This window comes from Psychrobacter sp. PSi21 (assembly GCF_054960615.1).
In genome coordinates this window covers 19,339-40,635 of sequence record NZ_JBHNYR010000009.1, presented here as the reverse complement: position 1 = coordinate 40,635, position 21,297 = coordinate 19,339, and the positions used below count along the sequence as shown (strand labels likewise).

General features: G+C 48.7%; 19 protein-coding genes and 1 tRNA gene. 11 read left to right on the top strand and 9 right to left on the bottom strand.

Going from position 1 to position 21,297, the window contains the following annotated elements:
• The first annotated feature begins 45 nt into the window (after positions 1-45).
• From ACFI32_RS07840 to ACFI32_RS07830, 3 genes are all read left to right on the top strand, one after another.
• Positions 46-3,804, top strand: coding sequence for a hypothetical protein (locus tag ACFI32_RS07840; RefSeq protein WP_462625969.1), 3,759 nt, complete (start codon positions 46-48; stop codon positions 3,802-3,804).
• A 50-nt stretch (positions 3,805-3,854) separates the two neighbouring features.
• Complete coding sequence (locus ACFI32_RS07835; RefSeq protein ID WP_462625968.1) at positions 3,855-4,307, top strand: hypothetical protein; 453 nt, start codon at positions 3,855-3,857, stop codon at positions 4,305-4,307.
• Between the two features lie 274 nt (positions 4,308-4,581).
• Positions 4,582-5,199: a lysozyme gene (locus ACFI32_RS07830; RefSeq protein WP_462625967.1), complete on the top strand. Its 618-nt coding sequence runs from the start codon at positions 4,582-4,584 to the stop codon at positions 5,197-5,199.
• Here ACFI32_RS07830 and ACFI32_RS07825 read toward each other — a convergent pair.
• The 4 genes from ACFI32_RS07825 to ACFI32_RS07810 form a co-directional block, all read right to left on the bottom strand.
• Entirely contained in the window at positions 5,196-5,378 is a 183-nt protein-coding gene (locus ACFI32_RS07825; protein ID WP_462625966.1) for a hypothetical protein, read from the bottom strand. The two genes, ACFI32_RS07830 and ACFI32_RS07825, sit on opposite strands and share 4 nt — an antisense overlap.
• Before the next feature lie 2 nt (positions 5,379-5,380).
• Entirely contained in the window at positions 5,381-6,586 is a 1,206-nt protein-coding gene (locus ACFI32_RS07820; protein ID WP_462625965.1) for a tyrosine-type recombinase/integrase, read from the bottom strand.
• Positions 6,587-6,758: 172 nt separating this feature from the next.
• Positions 6,759-6,844 (bottom strand) — tRNA-Leu (locus tag ACFI32_RS07815).
• A gap of 155 nt (positions 6,845-6,999) precedes the next feature.
• A complete protein-coding gene (locus tag ACFI32_RS07810) occupies positions 7,000-7,773 on the bottom strand; it encodes a ferredoxin--NADP reductase (protein ID WP_462625964.1) in 774 nt (257 codons plus the stop codon).
• Between the two features lie 351 nt (positions 7,774-8,124).
• On the opposite strand from ACFI32_RS07810, the gene tsaA reads away from it, so the two are divergent.
• The 8 genes from tsaA to gspK all read left to right on the top strand — a co-directional run bounded on the left by tsaA (position 8,125) and on the right by gspK (position 15,723).
• Positions 8,125-8,925, top strand: a complete 801-nt coding sequence (gene tsaA, locus ACFI32_RS07805) for a tRNA (N6-threonylcarbamoyladenosine(37)-N6)-methyltransferase TrmO (protein WP_462625963.1) — start codon at positions 8,125-8,127, stop codon at positions 8,923-8,925.
• A gap of 106 nt (positions 8,926-9,031) precedes the next feature.
• Positions 9,032-10,807: a type IV pilus assembly ATPase TfpB gene (gene tfpB / locus ACFI32_RS07800; protein ID WP_462625962.1), complete on the top strand. Its 1,776-nt coding sequence runs from the start codon at positions 9,032-9,034 to the stop codon at positions 10,805-10,807.
• 27 nt (positions 10,808-10,834) lie between these two features.
• Complete coding sequence (locus tag ACFI32_RS07795) at positions 10,835-11,623, top strand: TatD family hydrolase (protein ID WP_462625961.1); 789 nt, start codon at positions 10,835-10,837, stop codon at positions 11,621-11,623.
• 176 nt (positions 11,624-11,799) lie between these two features.
• The gene (locus tag ACFI32_RS07790; protein WP_462625960.1) at positions 11,800-12,489 is read left to right on the top strand and encodes a TetR/AcrR family transcriptional regulator; all 690 of its coding nucleotides are present in this window, start codon (positions 11,800-11,802) and stop codon (positions 12,487-12,489) included.
• A gap of 38 nt (positions 12,490-12,527) precedes the next feature.
• On the top strand, positions 12,528-13,352 hold the full coding sequence (locus ACFI32_RS07785) for a type II secretion system protein (RefSeq protein ID WP_462625959.1): 825 nt from the start codon (positions 12,528-12,530) through the stop codon (positions 13,350-13,352).
• Positions 13,352-13,834 carry a type II secretion system minor pseudopilin GspI gene (gene gspI / locus ACFI32_RS07780; protein ID WP_462625958.1) on the top strand — a complete coding sequence of 161 codons (483 nt, stop codon included), beginning with the start codon at positions 13,352-13,354 and terminating at the stop codon, positions 13,832-13,834. The genes ACFI32_RS07785 and gspI overlap by 1 nt, the downstream gene beginning before the upstream one ends.
• Positions 13,831-14,613 (top strand): type II secretion system minor pseudopilin GspJ, encoded by a 783-nt coding sequence (gene gspJ, locus ACFI32_RS07775; protein ID WP_462625957.1) that lies wholly within the window; start codon positions 13,831-13,833, stop codon positions 14,611-14,613. The genes gspI and gspJ overlap by 4 nt, the downstream gene beginning before the upstream one ends.
• A gap of 69 nt (positions 14,614-14,682) precedes the next feature.
• On the top strand, positions 14,683-15,723 hold the full coding sequence (gene gspK, locus ACFI32_RS07770) for a type II secretion system minor pseudopilin GspK (RefSeq protein WP_462625956.1): 1,041 nt from the start codon (positions 14,683-14,685) through the stop codon (positions 15,721-15,723).
• A gap of 70 nt (positions 15,724-15,793) precedes the next feature.
• Here the strand turns inward: gspK and ACFI32_RS07765 are convergent, their stop codons facing one another.
• From ACFI32_RS07765 to ACFI32_RS07745, 5 genes are all read right to left on the bottom strand, one after another.
• Positions 15,794-16,474, bottom strand: a complete 681-nt coding sequence (locus ACFI32_RS07765; RefSeq protein WP_462626071.1) for a TetR family transcriptional regulator — start codon at positions 16,472-16,474, stop codon at positions 15,794-15,796.
• Between the two features lie 183 nt (positions 16,475-16,657).
• Complete coding sequence (locus tag ACFI32_RS07760; RefSeq protein ID WP_462625955.1) at positions 16,658-18,103, bottom strand: deoxyguanosinetriphosphate triphosphohydrolase; 1,446 nt, start codon at positions 18,101-18,103, stop codon at positions 16,658-16,660.
• A gap of 316 nt (positions 18,104-18,419) precedes the next feature.
• Entirely contained in the window at positions 18,420-19,013 is a 594-nt protein-coding gene (locus ACFI32_RS07755; RefSeq protein WP_462625954.1) for a hypothetical protein, read from the bottom strand.
• 177 nt (positions 19,014-19,190) lie between these two features.
• Positions 19,191-20,282 (bottom strand): redox-regulated ATPase YchF, encoded by a 1,092-nt coding sequence (gene ychF / locus ACFI32_RS07750; protein WP_462625953.1) that lies wholly within the window; start codon positions 20,280-20,282, stop codon positions 19,191-19,193.
• A 153-nt stretch (positions 20,283-20,435) separates the two neighbouring features.
• Positions 20,436-21,260, bottom strand: a complete 825-nt coding sequence (locus ACFI32_RS07745) for a phosphodiester glycosidase family protein (RefSeq protein WP_462625952.1) — start codon at positions 21,258-21,260, stop codon at positions 20,436-20,438.
• Positions 21,261-21,297: the final 37 nt, after the last annotated feature.

Genomic DNA, 21,297 nt, shown 5'->3' with positions numbered 1-21,297 from the left:
CACATGGCCTTACGCACCCCGCTACCTGTGCAGCCAAACCTATATATGACCGATGGCGCAGGTCGCCCTCTTGATGGCGGTCAGGTGTATTTTGGTGAGGCAGGCAAAGACCCTGAATCACATCCAGTTGATGTTTTTTATGATGAGCTGCTTACTATTGCAGCAGTACAACCTGTGGCGACTAAAAACGGTTTTTTATACGCGAATGGCAATACGATTGGCATTTATGGCACAGCGACAAGCTACAGCGTTAAAGTGTTAGATGCTCACGGCGTGGAGGTGTTGTATCTGCCAAATATGAGCCGTCTTGATGACTTTGGCGCCGTTCTTGCGGCAGAAACACAACGAGCTGTTAATGCCGAACAAGAGCTGCAAGCGGCTGTAAATAATGTGGCAGGAAACGCGAATCAGTCTATTGCTGAACTTGAGGAAAAGACTGCTGGCGATGTGTCTGACCTGCAAGTCAAAGATGTAGCACTGCAAAACCAAATCAACAGTATCGGCGGTGGCAAAAAAGCCTACGAAACCGAGGCGCTGATGGTCGCAGATAAGGCCAACATCCCCGCTCACACTAGCATTGACGTAAGTAACGATCCAGATCCCGCCAAAAATGGCACATACACTTACAACGGCACGGTGTTTGCCAAGTCAGATTACGATCCTCAAGCAGTGATACTAAGCAAAGTTATCAATGCGTTTGATACCAAAGCAATTATGGAGGCAAGTGGGCTACCTGATGGTAGTTTTGCGAGTGTATCTAGCGATTCCACATCGTCAAATAATGGCGACTATAAAAAGATGGCTGGCGTTTGGGTTAAGACTGATTATGACCCTGTTAGGATATCTAGATTACAAGCCGCCCTGCTGTCGTCGTTTGGCGACTGGTTGACCACTGAATCCAAGATCTCCATAGAAAGTCTGAACGAAACAAACCTCCGCTATCTTGTCGCTCGGGCTGTCAAGAAAATTGCAGTGTTAAACCCTGTTAATGGTAAGAAATACAAAATCAACTCGGTTTTTAAAAATGCCGCTGGCTTAGGCAGTCGTGTTGTTGTTAGCGATGATGATGGCGTTGTTTCGTCAGTTATAATACCAGAGGACACTGTTGTGTCAGGTATTATCGAGTATGCTTTGTCAGGCGCTGTCAGCACGGGCAGTATTGCTGCATCTGTTGTTATTGACTGGGATGAAATAACAAACAACAGCATTAGCAACAATCTAGACTTGTTTATTGATAACACAAAGTACAAAGACTATTTTGCAGTAAAAGCAAGCACTGAGAGCAACACTCTGTCTATAGCAGATCTAAGCAAGCTCAATAGATTACAAGCGCCGACATGGTTAGATGTGAGTTATGTTGTTCAGTTTTTAGCATTAACAGATATCCAAAAGAAAGCCGCAAATGCTATAAGAGGTATTGATGTTATCGGAGCTGATAGCTCTACTGTATTAAGATTTTCCACTATCGGCAAAAATGACACAAATTTCGCGACTAGAGTTATTGTCCTTAACGGGGATGGAACAATTGTTAGTCGCTATGACTCACCAAATTCAGTCACTAAAAAGGGTTTGGAAAACCTAAATATCCCTGAATGGCAAAATAGTGGTATATCGCTAAACATAACGATTGACTGGGACGAAGTGCCGCAAGGACTACCTTTGTCTGGCGTATTTCCTGTCTATATAAACCCTAACACTAAAAACTTTGCTCAATCAAAGCTCTTGTCTCAAAAAAATGCTTTGGATATTTCTGTACTACAACAACAGGGTGGTGCAAGCGGTGCTACGGCGTTAACAATCCCTAGTAAGCCATATAAAGTTAGCGTTGCAGGGTCATCTATCACATGGGGTCAAGGCTATCTCGGTGAGGGTAGCTACGTAGGAGAACTCGAAAAGATATTGCGTAACCAGCACGCGACGACGCTACACGCCAATGCCATCGCTCCGAGCGAACCCTCACTGACAGGTAGTGATTTTTACCAAGGGTCTGCAAAAATAATTAGTGGTACTAACAAAGAGGTATCGTTTTTACTAGATGGCGATGAATTAAGTTTGTCGCTGGGTCTAGAGCGTGAAAATACGGGAGCAAGCATTGTTGAGTTATATGTTGATGGCTCGCTCTACGATACATTTAACACCGCTACCAATCCAAGTGTCGATAAGTCTCAAACATTTAATGGCGATGGTAGTGTTATCAAGTTTAACCTGGATGACGCCTTTACTTATGGCCATAATGTTACTGTTGCGGGTGCTGCGCAGACAGGTAGCGTCAACACGCGAATATCAGGTGCAGCGATACCAGCCGCCGATGATTACATGGTAATAAGACGCTACGACAGCGCTGCAAATAAGGTTGTACATGCTCTGTGGTTTAAGACCGCGCCCACAGGGACTATTACTGTGGATTATAAATATGGTGAGAACATCCGCCATTTGAAAGGCACTATCGACAGGGTTGGCGCAGGTTATGATACAGCATTGGAGAGCCCATACGGGGATGGTGCTACGTCCTACGACCCCACTCAACCGAGCGCGCTATCGAGTGGTTTTGGTTTCAGAGAATCGGACGAGCGAAGTGTTAAGACTTGGCGGTTTGCAGAGCAAAAAACTCGTACTTTTAAATTAAAAATCAAGTCATTGCATTCGAGCGCGACTGGCGGTACCCCATACGTGATTTTAAACTTTGCTACAAATCGTATGCACCACATCCAAAATGCAGGCATCGGCGGCTGGGACGCGAGCGAGTTAATAAGCGATGCGATAAAACTAAACACCATCGACTACGTTATTGGGTTTAATCCCGATATCGTATTGATTGAGTCTTGCACTAATGATGATGCTACGACAGGCGTGTTTAAGGCGCATGTAGTGCGCACTGGAGTCTCGTCGTCTGAAATCCTAGCGTCAGGATCAGCCAACTGGTTTACCGCGATATCAGGCACGACCGAAGATAAAACCATTAACGATGTGCGCATACCGATTGTCGCTATTGACCGCAATACGGTCACGCTATCGCCAAGTGTAGTCGATACCAATATTGCTGTGGGCGATACAATTGCTATTGGCGACTATGGTGGCAATCATGAGCGCGTCGCAGTCCGTACAATTAAAGCGTACGACAACGCAGCAAAAAAGATTACGCTTAACCGCTCGATATCAGCAGAACACTTTAAGCAAGCGGCAACGCTAAACGATATGCTTTCTGAGTTTGTTACAATCTACAACGCGCCCAACTGGGTCGCTAACGTGACCACGCTCATCGATACTTTGAGCAACGACATTCCAGATTGCAAGGTCAATATAGCGACCGCAGGCATCCCTCATTTTTATTTGCGCAAGCTATTCGGTTACCGCGAGCTAGGGCAGAAGTTAGCGAGACAAAAAAACGTGGGGTTTGTTGATTACTACGCTGCGACTTACGGTTATCAATACTCACAACCAGTAGCAGCACACCAGACCATAACCAGCACGGGTGACACGACATATACACTCGCTGGCGGCGGCTATGTATTTGCTGATCCCAAAGTTTTTGTAGATGGCGTTGAGCATAAAGAGTTTAGGGTAGTTGGCGGTCTGTCTAAATCATGGGCTGCTGGAATAACCAGCCCAACACTGTCTAACACAAGCAACATAACTCAGCCATTTAAGCTCATTTTTGATAACGACGCGCCCACAAACGGAGCCTCTATTGTTGTTAAGCGATCAGCGACAGTTTGGGCAAATGATTACTGCCACCCTACGCCACCGCAAGGGCTGTTTGTACTAGGTCAGGCTGCTAGCAAGATATTAAAAGACGTTAATTAAACCAACCCCTTAATTGGGGTTTTTTATTGTTTAAATTTTGAGGATTGATGATGCAAAAAATCATATGGGGGGTCTTATGGCGGCTATCCATGGTCTTTGGCTACCCGTTTTTAGCAAGCGCGCAAAAAACGCACGCTCATGAAGCGAATGCAATGGATTTGCCGCCAGCGGTCGTAAACAACAGTTTAGAGCAACTGGCCCACACGCACAGCTTTAGCTTAATACTTGGCGCGTGTCTTGCTTTTTGGGTGGTTGGCGCTGTTATCGGGACGTTATATCCAACGCCTGATGATCTAAAAACAACTGAAATTAACCCTTGGCTGCGATTTTTAATATGCCTGTCGGGTGGATTTGCGGCATTTTTGTGGGTACTAAATAGCGATAAGACGCTTAGCGTATTGATGCCTCTTTGGGTGGGCGGTGTCGCGTTTGTCTCACCCCATCTGATCCAGCTTGTGCCAAAGATTGTTAAAAGCAAATTAGGCATGGGAGGTAAGTCATGATATGGGTAATGATCTTAATCACTGCAATCTTGCTCAATTTTATACCAGACCGGTTTTTTAATAGCAATTGCTGTCACACTTATCGCGGCTTGGTTGTTGTTAGTGTAGCAGCCCTTATAGGACTTACTGATCACAATGTAATAGCCGCCACAGTGCTTATCGCTGGGCTACTAATAGCAATTTACGGCGACAGCTACGAGCACCCGACAGGATAACAAATAACCCGCCCTCGCTTTGAGGGCTTTTTTTGGAGTTTGAAAAGATGACACACACTATGAGTGATACACTACAAAAGGACGATGTTTTTATTTGGGCCCGTAAGCATCAGGCAAAAGGCTATTTGATACAAGATCAGGTTGATGCTATTGATGAGCTGCTTGAGCGGTTTAGTCCAGTTGAGACACAGCAGCTACTATCAAAAGTAAATGGCTGGCCTATTACTGCAGGTCGTAAAATATCAGCTGCTGGCCTTGAGTTGATCAAGGAGCGCGAAGGCTTACGCTTAAACGCTTATCAAGACACTGGTGGTGTTTGGACTATTGGCTATGGTCATACGTCAGCCGCAGGTGGTATGCGTGTTTATCAGGGTCTGACTATCACGCATCAGCAAGCAGAGCAGCTATTGCAAGATGATTTAGCGCGCATGACATACCCAGTTATTGACGATTTGGTAAAAGTGCCACTGACGCAAGGGCAGTTTGATGCACTATGCTCGTTTATCTACAATTTAGGGGCAACGCAGGTAAGCACGTCAACACTATTAAAACGACTAAACCAAGGGCGCTACCAAGACGCGGCCGCCCAATTCGGGCGCTGGATTTATGATAACGGCCAAAAACTAAACGGTTTGATCAGTCGCCGCGCAGCCGAGCGAGATTTGTTTTTGTCTTAATCATCAAAACTAGACTTACGCTCCAACCCACTAAAATGCTCACGTAGCTGCAGCAATCGTTGCTCAAGCTCAGCATTATCAAGCGCTGATACGTCATCTGACAAGTCGGCGCTGTCACTTACTGCGAGACTGTAGAGTGCATCTATGATGATTTTATAATCTGTATTGTCGAGCTGCATTTTTAAACCCCACTCTTTAACCCATCCAGATAATCGGCCCACGCCTGAAGCATTTCGCGGCGCTCGTCAATCCATTGCACGCGGTTGTATGCACGTCCGTTGGGATCGCGTACTTGATGGCCCAGCTGCATCTCAATATATCGATAGTCGTACTTAAAGCGCTCCTCAAGTAGTGTGCGGCCGATTGCTCTAAACCCCTGACTGGTCTGCTCACTGCTGTCAAACCCCATGCGCCGTAATGCTTGGTTAAGCGTGTTTTCAGACAGCGGCCTTGCTGTGGTCGTAACAGATGGAAATGCCAGCTCGCTGTTTTTGTACTCTCGCATCTGCTGCAGTATCTCGACGGCCTGAGTCGGTAGAGGTGTGACCATCTTAACCTTGGTTGATTTGGTGGTTTTTGATGGTGTGTACGTCCACAGCCCTTTGTCCAGATCCACGTCAGACCATTTGAGGTGTCGCACCTCCCCAGGGCGTGCAAAAACCAGTAGGGCAAAATATAGCGCCTTGCGGGTGATAAAGTGGCCTTGGTAGCCATAAATGCACTGGACCAGCTCAGCAAGCCGCGCCTCATCAAGTATCGCAGGGTTATGCCGCGTCTCTCCACTCTTAAACACGCCGCGTAGGTGGATTGCTGGATTGCTGTCTGTGCGTCCTGTGGCGATTGCATAGGCCATCACTTGGCTGATCATCGTCCGCATCTTTTGCAGCTTGGTAAAGTGCCCCGCTTGCTCGACTGGTCGCAGCACTGTCAAACAGTCAGCAGTGGTAATGTCAGCCACTGGCTTGTTGCCTATGGTCGCCAAAATCTCGTTAATATAGCTTTGCATTTTGGCGGTGGTGCCAGCGCTGTAATCTTTGGTAGGTAACCACTCATCAAATACGGATTTAAAGTCCGCTCGCATCCGATTGCGCTCAGCGTCCGCGTCTGCCTTAGATTGCGCTTTAGGGTCAATATGGCGTGCTATCAGCTCGTCACACTCAGCGCGGCGTTTGCGTGCGTCAGCAAGTGATATAGCGGGGTAGCGTCCGAGTCGGTACATATCAGACACTTTGCTGTATGGCCTTGTGTACTGGTAATACCATGTTTTGGTACCAGATGCTGCGATATTAAGCACCAAGCCGCCGCCGTCATACAGTCGATACGGTTTATCTTTGGGCTTGGATTTCGCGACCTCGGTATTGGTGAGCGGTCTTGTTGTTTTGGCCATAACAGTAAAAATCCAGTTATAAAACAGTAAAAGGGGTAATTACTGCCAAGTTTACTGTTAATAAACTGAGATTGCTATAGACACGCTGAGACAACATGAGACATAAAAAAAGCCCAAACGCTTATAACGTTTGGGCTTCTTAGACACGTTGAGACAACGTGAGACTTTCAATTGGTACCAGTGGTCGGACTCGAACCGACACGCTTATTAGGCAACGGATTTTGAATCCGTCATGTCTACCAATTCCATCACACTGGCATGTGAGTTGATAATGATTATATCAAAGTATAATGACTATCGAATCTGGCTACAGGCTGTCTGTATAGGATGCGTATTATAGCAAGATTTTTTGAGCCGTCAAGTCTTATTTTAAAAATAATCCTCTTTTTTTGATTGGGCTCAACTAGACGTGCTTAACCGACAAACGCACGCTCAACCACATAGTCGGCTTGAACTCCCATACGTGGTGATACTGTGAGGCCATAGCCGTCTAGCAATTCTGATACATCAGCGTTAAACGGCATGCTACCGCAGATCATAACGCGGTCGTCTTCTTTGTTGATAGGCGGTAGGCCGATGTCTTCAAAGAATTTGCCTGAGCGCATTAAGTCTGTGATACGACCTTGGTTTTTGAAATCTTCACGGGTCACGGTTGGATAATAAATAAATTTCTCACGGAACCATTCGCCAAAAATTTCATCATTAGGCAGTTCGTTTTCGAACATATCACGGTAGGCAAGGTCTTTGGTATGGCGTACACCGTGTACCAAAATAATTTTGTCAAAGCGCTCATACACTTCAGGGTCGCGAGCAAGTGCCAAGAATGGGGCAAGGCCAGTGCCTGTGGAGAGCATGTACAAATGCTTACCCGGTAGTAGGTCGTCCAGTACCAAGGTGCCTGTGGGTTTTTTGCTGACCAACAGCTCGTCGCCAACTTTGATATGCTGCAAGCGCGAGGTGAGTGGGCCGTCTTGTACTTTGATGGAGAAAAATTCTAAATGCTCTTCGTAGTTGGGGCTGGCAATCGAGTAGGCGCGCAGTAGTGGTCGACCATCAACGACGATACCGATCATCGCAAACTCGCCGTTACGAAAGCGCAAGCCATCATCGCGAGTGGTCTTGATACTAAATAGCGCGTCATTCCAGTGATGAACCTCTGTGACCGTTTCGGTGCGAAGTTTTGACATAAAGTCCTCGTTAATTACTCGTGATGATATCAATTGGGGTGAAATAACAATATGTATGACCAGCAGCGCTGCGGCATAGGGCCTGCTGCTTGCGTCAATGACCAAAATTGCTGGGTGGTGCTTACATCGCTGCGGGCGTGGTGGCGTGTCGATGTGAGACGCTGGCGGCGCGGATGGCGGATGTAAGCCATTCTCAATATATATTCCCGATCATCATAACAAACTTTAAAATAAAAATCCGCCAAGCAAGATGCTTGTAGCATGATAAAATGGAATATCGTTAGCGAAAAATCTTGCATACTGACGGGTTGGTATGACAGATATTGGTTTGAGTGTTGAGGAAGTTGGGTTATGTTGTGTCATGTTGCACCAATCATCGGCCACCACCGTGCGCCGTTATCACAAAAATTTGGCGCACCGCGTCAGCCCAACTTGGTGCCCTTGACCAGTGTGATTGAAATGGTCACGCCTTATGATACGCCAGCGGCATTTGCGGGCTTGGAGGCGTTTAGCCATATTTGGCTCAGTTGGCAGTTTCATCACAACCATATTAAAAAGGACAATATAGAGACGTCTGACTTTCGGGCGCAGGTACGACCGCCACGACTGGGCGGCAATCAAAAAATTGGCGTGTTTGCCAGTCGCAGTATGTATCGCCCCTCGCAGCTGGGGCTGTCTGTGGTCAAACTTGAGCGAGTAGAGGTGCTACAAGGTCGGGCGCTGCTGGTTATCAGCGGGGCGGATATGATCGATGGCACGCCAATCATCGATATTAAGCCTTATGTGGCGTATAGTGATGCACAGATGGCCGCCGTTAGCGGCTTTGCCCCTGACGCACCAGCGGCGCAAACGGTAGAGATGCAGCTGCAGGCGCGTGAGCAGTTTGCCCATATTGTGGCAAAGAGTCAGCAAAAAAATGGCCAGTCTGGTCAAGCCAGTAGTGTTACTGCGTTGCTGGCTCGCATGCAGCATCAATTGCAACCTGAAGATGCCAAGCTTATTAGCGCTTTAGTCGCTCAAGATCCGCGTCCAGCGTATCGTCGCGCCCAGCGTAACATACCTTTTGTCATGCGCTATAAAGGTGTTGATGTGACGTTTTGCCAAGCAGAGCAGGGTGTACTACACATTACCGCCATTGAATCCATAGCGTGATAGCACGCTTGGGTTAATGATTTGTTTTGGGACTTTCGGTGCTGGCAATGACGCGTTAGTATGAGTGACGAATTCAGCGTTGTACCCACATAATAGAAGAGAGACTATGGCCGCTCCCGATTTTTCCTTGATTATTGATTTGCGTTGGTGCTTAGATGAGCTGTTGGCCGATCGAGTGATCGACCAGCGCGGCTACAATTTGGTCATAACCAGTCGCCGCGAAAAAGGCCAGCACCCACTGGTGACCATCGGCGATTTTGGCTTATCAAATGGTCATGACCCTGACAAAAAACTGACGCTCGCTTGGCTCAATCAATGGCTGGCGGCCAAGGCAGGCATGCCAATGGTACGCATTGACCCGCTAAAGACGGATGTGCCTGCCATCACCCAGTTGATGTCGTTTGAATACGCACGCACGCAGCACATACTGCCAGTTGAGGTGCATGAAGCCGAGGTGGTTATCGGTACCGATCAGCCATTTTATCGTGATTGGCAGCACAATATTGAAAAAATTATCGCTCCGCGCTCATACCGCACGGTTTATCTGAGCCCCGATCAGATCAATCGCTATCGACAAGAGTTTTATCAGGTCACGCAGGCGATTGCCAGCGCCAATACCTTGCACAAAACCGCCGCCGCTGATGTGACCAATGTCGAAGCCTTATTGCAATTAGGCGATAATACCAATCCTGACGCCAACGACCAGCATATCGTCAAAGTGGTGGATTGGCTGTTGCAATATGCCTTTGAGCAGCGTGCCAGTGATATTCATCTAGAGCCACGCCGCGAGACTGGTAAAGTACGGTTTCGTATTGATGGCGTATTGCATACCGTTTATGAGATGCCAGTGGCGATTATGGTCGCGGTCACCGCCCGTATCAAAATCTTAGGCAGGCTCAATGTCGCCGAAAAACGCAAACCCCAAGATGGCCGCCTAAAGACCCGTATGCCAAACGGCATGGAAACCGAGCTGCGTCTCTCAACCTTGCCAACTGCGTTTGGTGAAAAGCTGGTGATGCGTGTTTTTGACCCTGCGGTATTGGTGCGGTCTTTTGCCCAGTTGGGATTGTCGGGCAAGCAGTTGGCAACGTGGCATGAGCTGACCGCGCATCCCAATGGCATTATTTTGGTCACAGGCCCCACAGGTTCGGGTAAAACGACCACACTGTATAGCACGCTGAAGCAGTTGGCGACCGAGCAGGTCAATGTCTGTACTATTGAAGACCCCATTGAGATGATTGAACCGACGTTTAATCAGATGCAGGTCAATTCAAGTATCGGGTTACATTTTGCCGATGGTATCCGCTCATTGATGCGCCAAGATCCTGATATCATTATGGTGGGTGAGATTCGCGATGCTGAAACCGCCAACATGGCAGTGCAAGCATCACTCACTGGTCACTTGGTACTGTCGACCTTGCACACCAATGATGCCCCAAGCTCGCTGACACGTCTGCATGATTTGGGCGTGCAGCCATTTTTGAGTTCAGCGACCATATTAGGCGTGATGGCGCAGCGCTTGTTACGGACGCTGTGTCCGCACTGTAAGCAGGCGGTGACGGTGACCCCAGAGAGCGAGATTGCCATTCAGTGGCAAGAGTTGGTGCAGCCGTGGCGCGCGGCTTTACCTGCGCAAGTATATACCGCCATTGGCTGCGAGCATTGTCGTCATACGGGATATCAAGGGCGCTTAGGTCTCTATGAGATCATGCCATTATCCAACGAGCTTAAAAAACTGGTCGCCGCTGATGCTAAGTTGGACATCATCAAGCAGCAGGCCTACCGTGAAGGGGTGCAACCGCTGCGTCTATCAGGCGCCAAACGTATCAGCGAGGGCGTGACCACGATTGAAGAGGTCATGCGTATCGTACCGTTAGATTGAATATGATGTTAAAAAAAGAGAGTATGTATGTTTACCGATAGTCACTGTCACTTAAACCGTTTGGATTTGACCCGTCATGATGGCGAGTTGTCAGGCGTGATTGATGCGATGAAAGCAGCCAACGTCACTCGCGCAATGGCCATTATGTGCGATTTTGCCGAATATGATGAAATTGCCAATATGGTCAGCACTTATAATGATGATAGCTTGCACTTGGGGATGAGTGTGGGCATCCATCCATGTGAGGATATTGCTGTATTGCAGTCAGCAACCACAGAGCGACTGCTTGAGACCGCGAGCGCCGATCACGTTTGGGCAATCGGTGAGACGGGCCTTGATTATCACTGGTCGATCGATAATAAGCGTGAGCAGCAGGCGAGTTTGGCGCGCCATATTCACGCCAGCCAAACGCTTAAAAAACCGCTGGTTGTCCATACCCGTGAAGCCAAGCACGACACTATTGATATTTTAAAAGCTGAAGGGGCAGAGCACGGTATCATTCACTGCTTTACCGAGGATTGGGAAACGGCAAAACGTGCGCTTGATTTGGGCTTTTATATCTCTTTTTCAGGTATTGTCAGTTTTAAGAATGCCCAAAGCCTACGTGATGCGGCGCAAAAAGTACCCAAAGATCGTTTATTGATTGAAACAGACAGTCCTTATCTCGCGCCCGTGCCCAAGCGTGGTAAGTCAAACGAGCCAGCATTTGTACCTTATGTTGCCAGCTGCCTTGGTGAGTTGTACGGCACCAGTGCCGAAGATGTGGGACAATTGACGACAAAAAACTTTGAGAATCTGCTGGCGCAATATTCTTAAAATCGTTATGCTATGACTAGCCAGTCATGTGCTGGCGTTATTCCTTGCTGTAGTATAAGGCGCCCTCGTGGCAAGGAGCCAGTGCCCTACTTTTCCCAAAAATAATATCAAAAATACGTATACCAAGCCGCGCTGCGGTCAATAGGCGCGCAGACGGTTAGCTTCTAGGAGAGATTATGAGTCGTCAACATCAGTTTAAAGTGCGAGAAGAAAACATCTTAGCCATGGCGGAGCAGTTGTTATTAGAGTCGGGTGATGGAGATATCACGCTAGACAGTTTGGCAGACCAACTGGATTTGGCAAAAGGGACGTTATATAAACATTTCTCAAGCAAAGATGAGCTGTACCTGCGTATTATCATCCGCTATGAAGAGCAGCTGTTTGATATCAATCGTATTGACGATGGCCCCTCTGCTGGTGTGGCGCGTATGATTTTTCAGCAGTTGCTCAATCCGCAAAAAGCCATGCTGCTCAATCAAATCGAAGAACGTCTGGCGGCTTCAGCTACCGGTCTAAACCGTTTGTTTGGTGAGCTTTATGACATTCGTCGTCAGCGTATGAAGCGTTTGATTGATATTGTTAGCGCCTATCTAAAAGATGAGCGCAGCAGCCTAAGCAGCCGTGATTATTTGTCCTCCATTTGGGCGATGGGTCAAGGCGGAGCAGGGTTATTAAACTCCAGCTTTTATCAGCGTTATTTGGGTCGCCGTGATACCTTGCGCTACGCTTTTATCATGCAAATGCTAGAGCTGCCCAGTCATTATCCGACCTATGCCCCTGATGAAGAGGTGCATGATGAAGACATGCATGAGCTGGTCGAGCAGATCGATACTGAGTCTGAAGCGCATCGCAATACCACGTATTGATTAACTTACGCCCTCTGTACGTTTGTCAAAGGCCTGCCATGTCAGCTACGATTCACACGCTTATGCCTCCAGCTGACCAGATGTCTGAATTGGCCACAAATACCATGACAATCTCCAGTCACACACCAAAAAACGCCTTACCAGCAGCTGTCAAACCAACGGCGGCTGTTGATGCTAGTGATGTCCGCATGAGTAGGGTGACAACTCAAGCACAAAGTGGCTTTACTTTGGTCGAGATGATCGTGGTGGTGGTGATCTTGTCTATTTTTGCGGGCATGATCAGTCTGTCGGTTGGCAGTAGTGAATCACGTAAAAACTTAGCATTTTATGAGCATTTAACCGACTCACTCAGTTATGTGCGGCTATTGTCCGCTGAACGTATGCAGCCGATGGGCATGAGCTTACAAGCGGACAAACAGGGTCAGATCACACCCGTTATCGTCACCTTATCCAATCCTTATATCCGTTATCAAACCCCAGCGCCGAGCCAAGATGGAACCCCAAAAAGTGCCATGGAACTGTCGGCTGACTTATCTGGTTTGGGCAGTAGTGAGGCGGCAGCACCGACGCCGAGTTGGGATATTGAATCAGAAGTCACACTACCAGCGCTACCGCCTGAGGTGCAAATCAGCATTCAAAGCTTAGAGGCCAGTGGCAGCAGTACCGTCAGCGGCGCTATGGCCTCACCTGATCGCGAGCTGCAGCCGTGGTTTACTGGTCAAGCCGTTCCCCAAGTGCTGTGGTTTGGTACGGGACAAGCAGCCCCTGTCACTATTGAGGTACGGCATCAATCGCGGCTGGTTGGGGAGGTCATCACCATTATGCCTGATGGCAGTATGGTACTGGGCACTAAGGCAAACTAATGGCAATCAAAAAAACATACCCGCCGCATCATGTCAAAGTCGTATCTACTCGTCAGCCGCGCCGTGAAAGTGGCTTTACCTTGATTGAGGTGATGGTGGCACTTGCTATCTTAGCGGTGGTGGCAGTGGCTGCCAGCCGCGCCAGTAGTGCCTATCTGCGCTCGGTTGATATTTTGCGCACGCGCACTTTGGCGCACTTTGTGGCACAAAATGCGGCTGCTGACTTGCGTATTCAAGACACGTGGCTCAGTGCCAATCAAACGCAAATGGTCAGCGCGCAAGGCCGTGATTGGCAAGTCGCCATGACGGTCAATAACAGCATCTCGCCGGCACTTAAACAGGTCAATATCAGCGTTGCGCCAGTCGTCGATGGTGAAGCGCGTACTGCCGTGACCGATATCGATATTTTGCTCAGTAATGACAAACAAGATGTGGGTAACTTGGACTTGAGCGCGCTTGGCGGCAGTGGGAGCCAGCAATGAAGCATGAGCGCGGCTTTACCTTGCTTGAAATGATGGTTGCGATGGCGATATTTGCCATGCTTGCCCTTGCAGGCTGGCAGGTGTTCGATGGGGTGAACCGCGCCCGCGAGCGAGCACAATATCATGCCGATCAGCTGGCTGATTTGCAGTATGCGTATTTGCAATTGCAGCAAGATATGGGACAAATCCTCGCCTATCAAGCACCAATGTTGCAAGCAAATGGCGATGCCAATACGGACAGTGCTCCAAGTCCCGAAGGCAACGCACCTACCAATGCGCCTGTATCTGAGGCGCAACCGTTTATGCAACTGAGCGGTGAGCAGCTCAGCTTTGTACGCTTTGCCGATCCTGATCCGCGCTATCAAAGTAGTCCCAGTATTCAGCGCGTGGCCTATGTCGTCGCTGGTGAGCGTTTGATTCGCCGCCAATACTTGCAATTACAAGGCACGGGCGAAGACATCAGCCTAGACAGCGTGGTGTTGGAGGGTGTGACAGACGGGCGCTGGCAGGCGTATCTGCCAGAGGCAAGTGATACCTTTCCAAGTGAAGCAAATGACACCAGCAGCCCAGCCGCCGTGCCAAATAACAGCACAGCAACTACCCAGCCGCAGACGGCATTGTTACCCAAAGGGGTTGCCCTCAGCTTTACTTATCAAGATACCCCCATCACATGGCAATGGGCGCTGAGCATGAAAACACCACCGATCAATGACAGTAATAGTGCTGGTAGTGACGGGGCGGACAACGGTGACGACGAAGATGGCGACGACGATAATTAACGATGGTACTGAAATACAAACAGTGATGCACATAGCGCTGCAGATCAATAAAGCCAATAGGGCATAGTGATGACGATACCAGCAAACTCGGAACGCGGCGTGGCACTATTGACCATTTTATTATTGGTGGTCAGTATTACGGTAGTGGCAGGGGCGATGCTGGCCAGTCAAAAGATCGTCATTCGCCGCAGTGGTTTGTTATTTGAGCAAGATCAATTGTCACAAGACATTCTTGCTGGGCAGCAGCTTGCCGTTACCGTGATTCGCGCCGACAACAAACTCAACGATACCGACAGTCCACAAGACATTTGGGCACAGCCACTGCCGCCGTATACACTGGGTACACACAGCATTGGGGTTGAGCTGCGCGATGAAGGCAGCCGATTTAATGTCAATAATTTATACCACGATGGTAAGGTCGATGAGGCGGCGCTGGCAGTGTTTGAACGACTCTTGACTCAGCTGGATGTCGATACTGACATTGCAGTGGCAGTGCTTGATTGGCAAGATGCAGATACTGAGACCTATAAAGATGGTGGTGATGAAGGCACGGTTTATACGCAGCAAAATAGTGGTGACACCAAAACGCTGCCCAACCAGCCCATGACCGATATCGATCAATTGCAGGATGTACGCGGTATTGATGCTGATGTGCTGGCGCGCTTACAACCTTATCTGACCGCCGTGCCATATTATTTGCCTGTCAATGTCAATACGGCAAGCCCTGAGCTGTTGGCCGCGTTTTTTGATGGTGTAACGGCGGCGCAGCTACAACCTGTGACGGATATGCGCCAGCAGCGCGTCATCACCAGCGTCGATGAGATCTGGCAGCTGCCAATGCTCAGCACGGTGAGTCAAGAACAGCGCCAGAGCATTACGCCGCTATTGTCCGTTGATAGCCAAGCCTTCAGCGCGCTGATCACCGCTACTGACAGTAGCGATATGGACAGCGCAAAGCAGCGGTTTGCTACCGTACTGCTGAGCAATACAGTTGTCAAAACCAATCCTGCCACTACCAGCCAGCCGACTGCTGGTGATAATAATGAGCAAAATACCAAAGAAGTGACCGTTGTCTCACAGCGCTTATGGGCGTTTCGTCCTGTTTTTTAAGCTCGTCCGACCAGACGTTTGGTTATCAAATAGCAATGAATGACGCCAAGCCAGAACCAGTCAGAAGCGATCAATCACTGAGTTTAGTTTCTTCGCTCGACTTCCAATTATACGCGCCATAAAACAGCATCTGCGCCTGACGGGTACAATTGTGCAGCATGATCTGCTTTTTTTGCTCAATCTCATCCAAGTCAATCTCATCATCATGCGCTTCAGAATAGGTCAGCTCCAACCAGTCAATAATCCACGAAAAAAACAGATTGACCCCAGCCTCAGCCAGCAAGCGCCGATCATAGGCGTTGATATGCGCAAAAGCTGGCTGCAATGCCAAATCCTCCCCCAAAACCTTACCATTGCGTTTGATCAGCGCACTGATCGACTTACGCACCGCCTCAGAGCCGCCAAAGCGCTCACTGATCAAAAATTGCCAATAGCGCGGCTGGGCGCTGACGGTATACAAAAACAGCTGAATGCTTTTGGCGATTTGGCGATCAAAGCTGCGTTTGCGGCCGATTTGCAGCTGCTCTTGTAAGATAGCCATCGTACCGCCCAGCTCTTCAATGACCAGCGCCTGACCCAACGATTCCATATCATCAAAATGACGATAAAATGCGGTTGGCACGACGCCCACCTCGCGAGTGATTTGGCGTAAGCTGATGGAGCTGAATGATTGGCCTGCCATACACAGATCCAGTACGGCACTAAAAAATGCGTGACGGGTTTGAAGTTTTTTTTGTTCGCGGCTGCTCATAGTGTTATCACGTTCACTCATATTTACTCATAAGTATTCATCATACTCATTTCATTATAAAAATACGAATAAAAAGCGCATATTTGTCCACGGTAGACTCAGGGTTTATTCGCGGTGTGTGTTTGGGAGTGTCTAAAGCGATTGCGGTATGATCAGCATATATAGTGACTGATTATCGGTAATTTAGACCACCGTATTCCAATGCCCTTGTAGCTCTTGTGCCAAGCGGTACGCTTCATGATCGTTCATACCCGTGATAAAGTCCAAAATGGTTAAGATATTATGATAAATATCATCCGAGAGCACGCGCCTGTGTTCATCAAGATGTGGCTGCAATAAAATCAGCAAACGCTGCTGCTCAAAAGGTCTGGCGGCACTAGGCGGCGACCATGCGAGCGGCATAAAGGCATCAAGCAGACGTTGTAAGCACTGATTGGCCATCAGCTCCATACGCACCTTACTTGGGTGATTGAATATTTTGTCATGCGCCAGTTGTTTGGCGTGGCTGATGCTCTCTTGTACCGTTGGATCACAGTGCGCGAATAGGCTACCCGTCAAGCGACCTGCTAACAGTGCATCGGCATTATCAACAAAGGCATCAGTGACAGTATTGACCAAACGCATCATGGCACGAGCGCGCAGACCTGCCAGCTGCTGTCTGATGGATACGCGCGCAGGCAGCTCGATGCTGTCAGGACGCTCGCCGATCAGGTCATAGAGAATGGCGGCGACTTCTTGATAACTGAGCATGTTTAGGTTAATGCCGTCTTCTAAATCAATCAGCGCATAGCAAATGTCGTCAGCGGCTTCCAACAAATAGGCCAGTGGGTGGCGGGCAAAACCGTCATGCTCAGGCGAGCGCGGCAACTGCAGTACGGATGCCAGCCTCTCAAGCTGCTCAGCCTCACTATTAAAACAGCCAAACTTTTTGACGGCTGTGGCTGATAAGAGCCCATTTTTATCATCATATTGCTGTACAGGGTTGGCATGGCGTGCGAGCCATGGATACTTCATAAAAGCACCAAGGGTCGCGCAGGTGAGGCGCATGCCGCCAATATCGGGATGGTGTTCGTTGCGCACCAACAGCCGAAAGCCTTGCGCGTTGCCCTCATAAGCGAGCACGTCAAGCTGCTCGTTGGTGCTGAGTTTTTGCAGCACTGCACGGCGCTCAGGATGCATAAACCAATCACGAATCGCGTATTCGCCAGCATGCCCAAAAGGCGGGTTACCGATGTCATGTGCCAGACAGGCGGCTTGGATGATGACGCCCACATCAGTAGGGGAGACGCCAGCTGGCAGGCCGCCTGATAATTTGTCTTGCAGTTTTTCGGCCGCCATCATGCCCAGTGAGCGCCCAATACAAGACACCTCAAGTGAGTGGGTGAGGCGGGTATGAATGCCCAATTGGTTGCTCAGGGGATGCACTTGCGTTTTTTGATTCAGCTGACGAAAGGAGTGCGAAAATACCAGTCGATCATAGTCTTTGTGAAAATGTGAGCGTGCGGTTGATCCAACTTTGGGCTGCTTGTTTGAGCCAAGGCGCTGGGCGCTCAGCAAGTGTGACCAATGGGTGGTGGCAGAGTATAAAGGAGTGGAGTGGGTAGATTGAGGCAAAATAGGGTTTGTCATTATTATGGTTATTCCCGTGCGTGTGATTATTTTATTATGGTTATCGGCGAGTCCATTCTGACGCCTGCGGATCTTTAATGCGTGCTTTAGCATAGCAAAATAGTGCGGCAGGTTCATCTGTTGTCATGACCTAAAAACCGTGTTTCTTTTGGTCGTTGTTGAAGCAGCGAGTGCCAGTGATTGACCATAAAAAAAGCCACAGTAGCGGACTGTGGCTTGATACAAAAATATGGCTTATGAGGACAGCTCATTGATTGAGACTAGCGCGTATCCCTAATTCAAACGTTTATCACCATTTTTAAAATAGGGACACGCCTTAGCTTGCGGCTTGCTGACATTCAAATAAGACCGCTTCTTGCGCTTGCGGGATGCTATCATTTAAGGTTTTGCTACTCAGAGTGGCAGTCTGTCCATCTGCGCTCAGCTGCCAGCGCATACCAGCATCGTTATTCAGGCCAATATCGGTTTCATAAATGGTGGCGCTGTTCGCGGCAGGGGCTGCCATGGCCGTTAAGTCATATTCAATGCCATCAATGAGCAAATGAGCCTCTTGGGCAGTGGCAGTATCATCGGTTTCATAATGCGCTTCGATCAGCTGATCAGGCTGGCAGTTGTATGCCGTCATATCGGCGTGGTCATGCCCAGCATGATCGTGCCCGTCGTGATCATCGTGGTTGTGTTCTGCATGATCATGGTCATCATGATCGTCATGACCCGCGTGATCGTGGTCGTCATGTGCCTCATGCTCGCTATGTTCACCTGCTGCCTGATCCTCATCTGTTATCTCAGTATCAGCGGCAGTATCTGTAGGCGCTTGAGTGTCTGCTTGCTGCTGGCAGCCAGCGCCCGCAAACAGAAAGGACAAACACAGTAGGGCGGTGGTGGACTGGGTACGGGTGAACGCTATCATGAACAATGCCTTTATAAAAACAAGTAGAGTGAGTAAAAATAGCCAAGAGCGTGGCTATAATAGGTATGTTATAATATAACATAAAAGATTTAAAAAAAACCAATATAGCAAGGCCATATTGGTTTTTACCATGACACTCGTCTACATGCTATACGAGCGCCATTGGCATTTTATGATTTAAACATTAAATCTAAAGTGCATCACGTCGCCATCTTGCACGATATAGGTCTTGCCTTCTAGGCGTGATTTGCCAGCGGCGGCAGCGCCTTTCTCACCGTTGTATTCAATAAAGTCATCATAAGCGATCACTTCGGCACGAATAAAGCCGCGCTCAAAGTCAGTATGAATCACGCCAGCGGCTTGCGGCGCTGTTGCACCAACGGCTACTGTCCATGCACGCACTTCTTTTACCCCAGCGGTGAAATAGGTTTGCATATCAAGCAAATCATAACCGCCGCGAATCACTTGATCAAGTCCAGCCTCTTCCATGTCCATCTCTGCCAAGAAGTCTTTTTTGTCTTCTTCATCCAGCTGGGCGATTTCTGCCTCGATCTGGTTGCATAGTGCAATGACGATAGACTCTTCGCCAGTGGCATAGTCACGCACAGCGTCAAGATACGGATTATTTTCAAAACCATCTTCGGCAACATTGGCAATATACATGGTTGGCTTGAGGGTAATTAGGCCATAGCTTCTGATCAGTTTTTTCTCATCAGCATCTAGGCTGGCTGCACGTGCCGCTTTGCCTTCTGCTAATAGTGGCTCAATTTTTTTGAACACATCCAGCATGGCGCTCGCGTCTTTGTCACCGCCTTTGGCTTTTTTGGTCAAGTTAAAGACCGCGCGCTCAACCGCTTCCAAATCTGCTAACGCCAATTCGGTGTTGATGGTTTCGATATCGTCAATCGGGCTGACACGGCCATCAACATGTATCACGTTGTCATCATCAAAGCAGCGTACCACGTGTGCAATGGCATCAGTCTCGCGAATGTTGGCGAGGAACTGGTTACCCATACCTTCACCTTGTGACGCGCCTGCGACCAGACCTGCAATGTCCACAAACTCCATCGTGGTGGGCAATACACGCTCAGGGATGACGATATCAGCCAGCTTTTTTAGACGTGGGTCTGGTACAGGCACGATACCAGTATTGGGATCTTTGGTACAAAATGGGAAGTTTTCAGCGGCAATACCCGCTTTGGTCAAGGCGTTAAATAAAGTGGATTTGCCCACGTTTGGTAGGCCGACGATGCCGCAGTTAAAACCCATAGTAATCTCTCAATAAATGGTGTCAGGTAAAATCAAAATTGCGCGTATTGTAGCAAAAATTACCGTCGTGCGCTGCCTGTTATGATTGAGTTTTTTAGCCAGGTGCTATCGCTCGTCAACATTTGCGTAAAGGTATTCAAAAGCGCGTCGGCATCATTGGTCTTCGGACAGGTTATGAACCACACCAATCATCACGCCCATCTGTTTTTTATCATGGCGCTGGATATCGGGCGCGTACATGGCAGACGCGATGCCGCCATCCAAAAACAGCGCATTGGGGCACTGCAAATCATCTTTAAACAGTGAGGCAAAGGCATAAAACGTCACAGGCACGTCACTGATGACCAGCTGGAGACTGCCATCATCGCACACGCCAACGCCGTTGCGGATTTTTTTGGAGGTACTGTCTGGGTTAAATTTGGGGTGAATCTCGCCATCAATCACCAGCATCGGCCCCGACTGGGTAGCGAAGTAGGGCTGCGCCTCGCCTGATGCCAGTAGCTTTGAGAGCGCTTGACTCTCGGTGATGTGCATGTTGCCTGCTTTGTCCCACCACAATGCACCGTTGGGCAGTAGATGGAAGTTGCCGCCACCTTGGTTCAGGTTTAACGATTTAATCTCTTGACCATTGATAACCGTATAGCCAATAGGGGCGTAGTCTTGATCGTACATTCCCGCATTGGTAGCAAAGGTCAGCTGAGTCGAAGCGGGCAAACTACTCGTCAACGCATCAAACGTGAGCAGTGGGCGCGGACGGTCGTTTTGTTGCCAAAACAGCTGCAAATCATGACCCTCTGCATCTAAAGTGCTGCTGTCAATGCGGCAGACGCTATGAGCAAAGGGGTTTTTGTACTGATGACAGTAATCAGCAGTGCTGTCCTCTATCTGCTCATTGGTATGAGATTGACAGGCGCTGAGTAATATACTCAGCGCTGTACTGACAGTCAGCAATAATAAGGGGCGTATCGGGCGGTACATAGATGATAGGTCTTCTATAGTATTGTGGCGGTGCGCA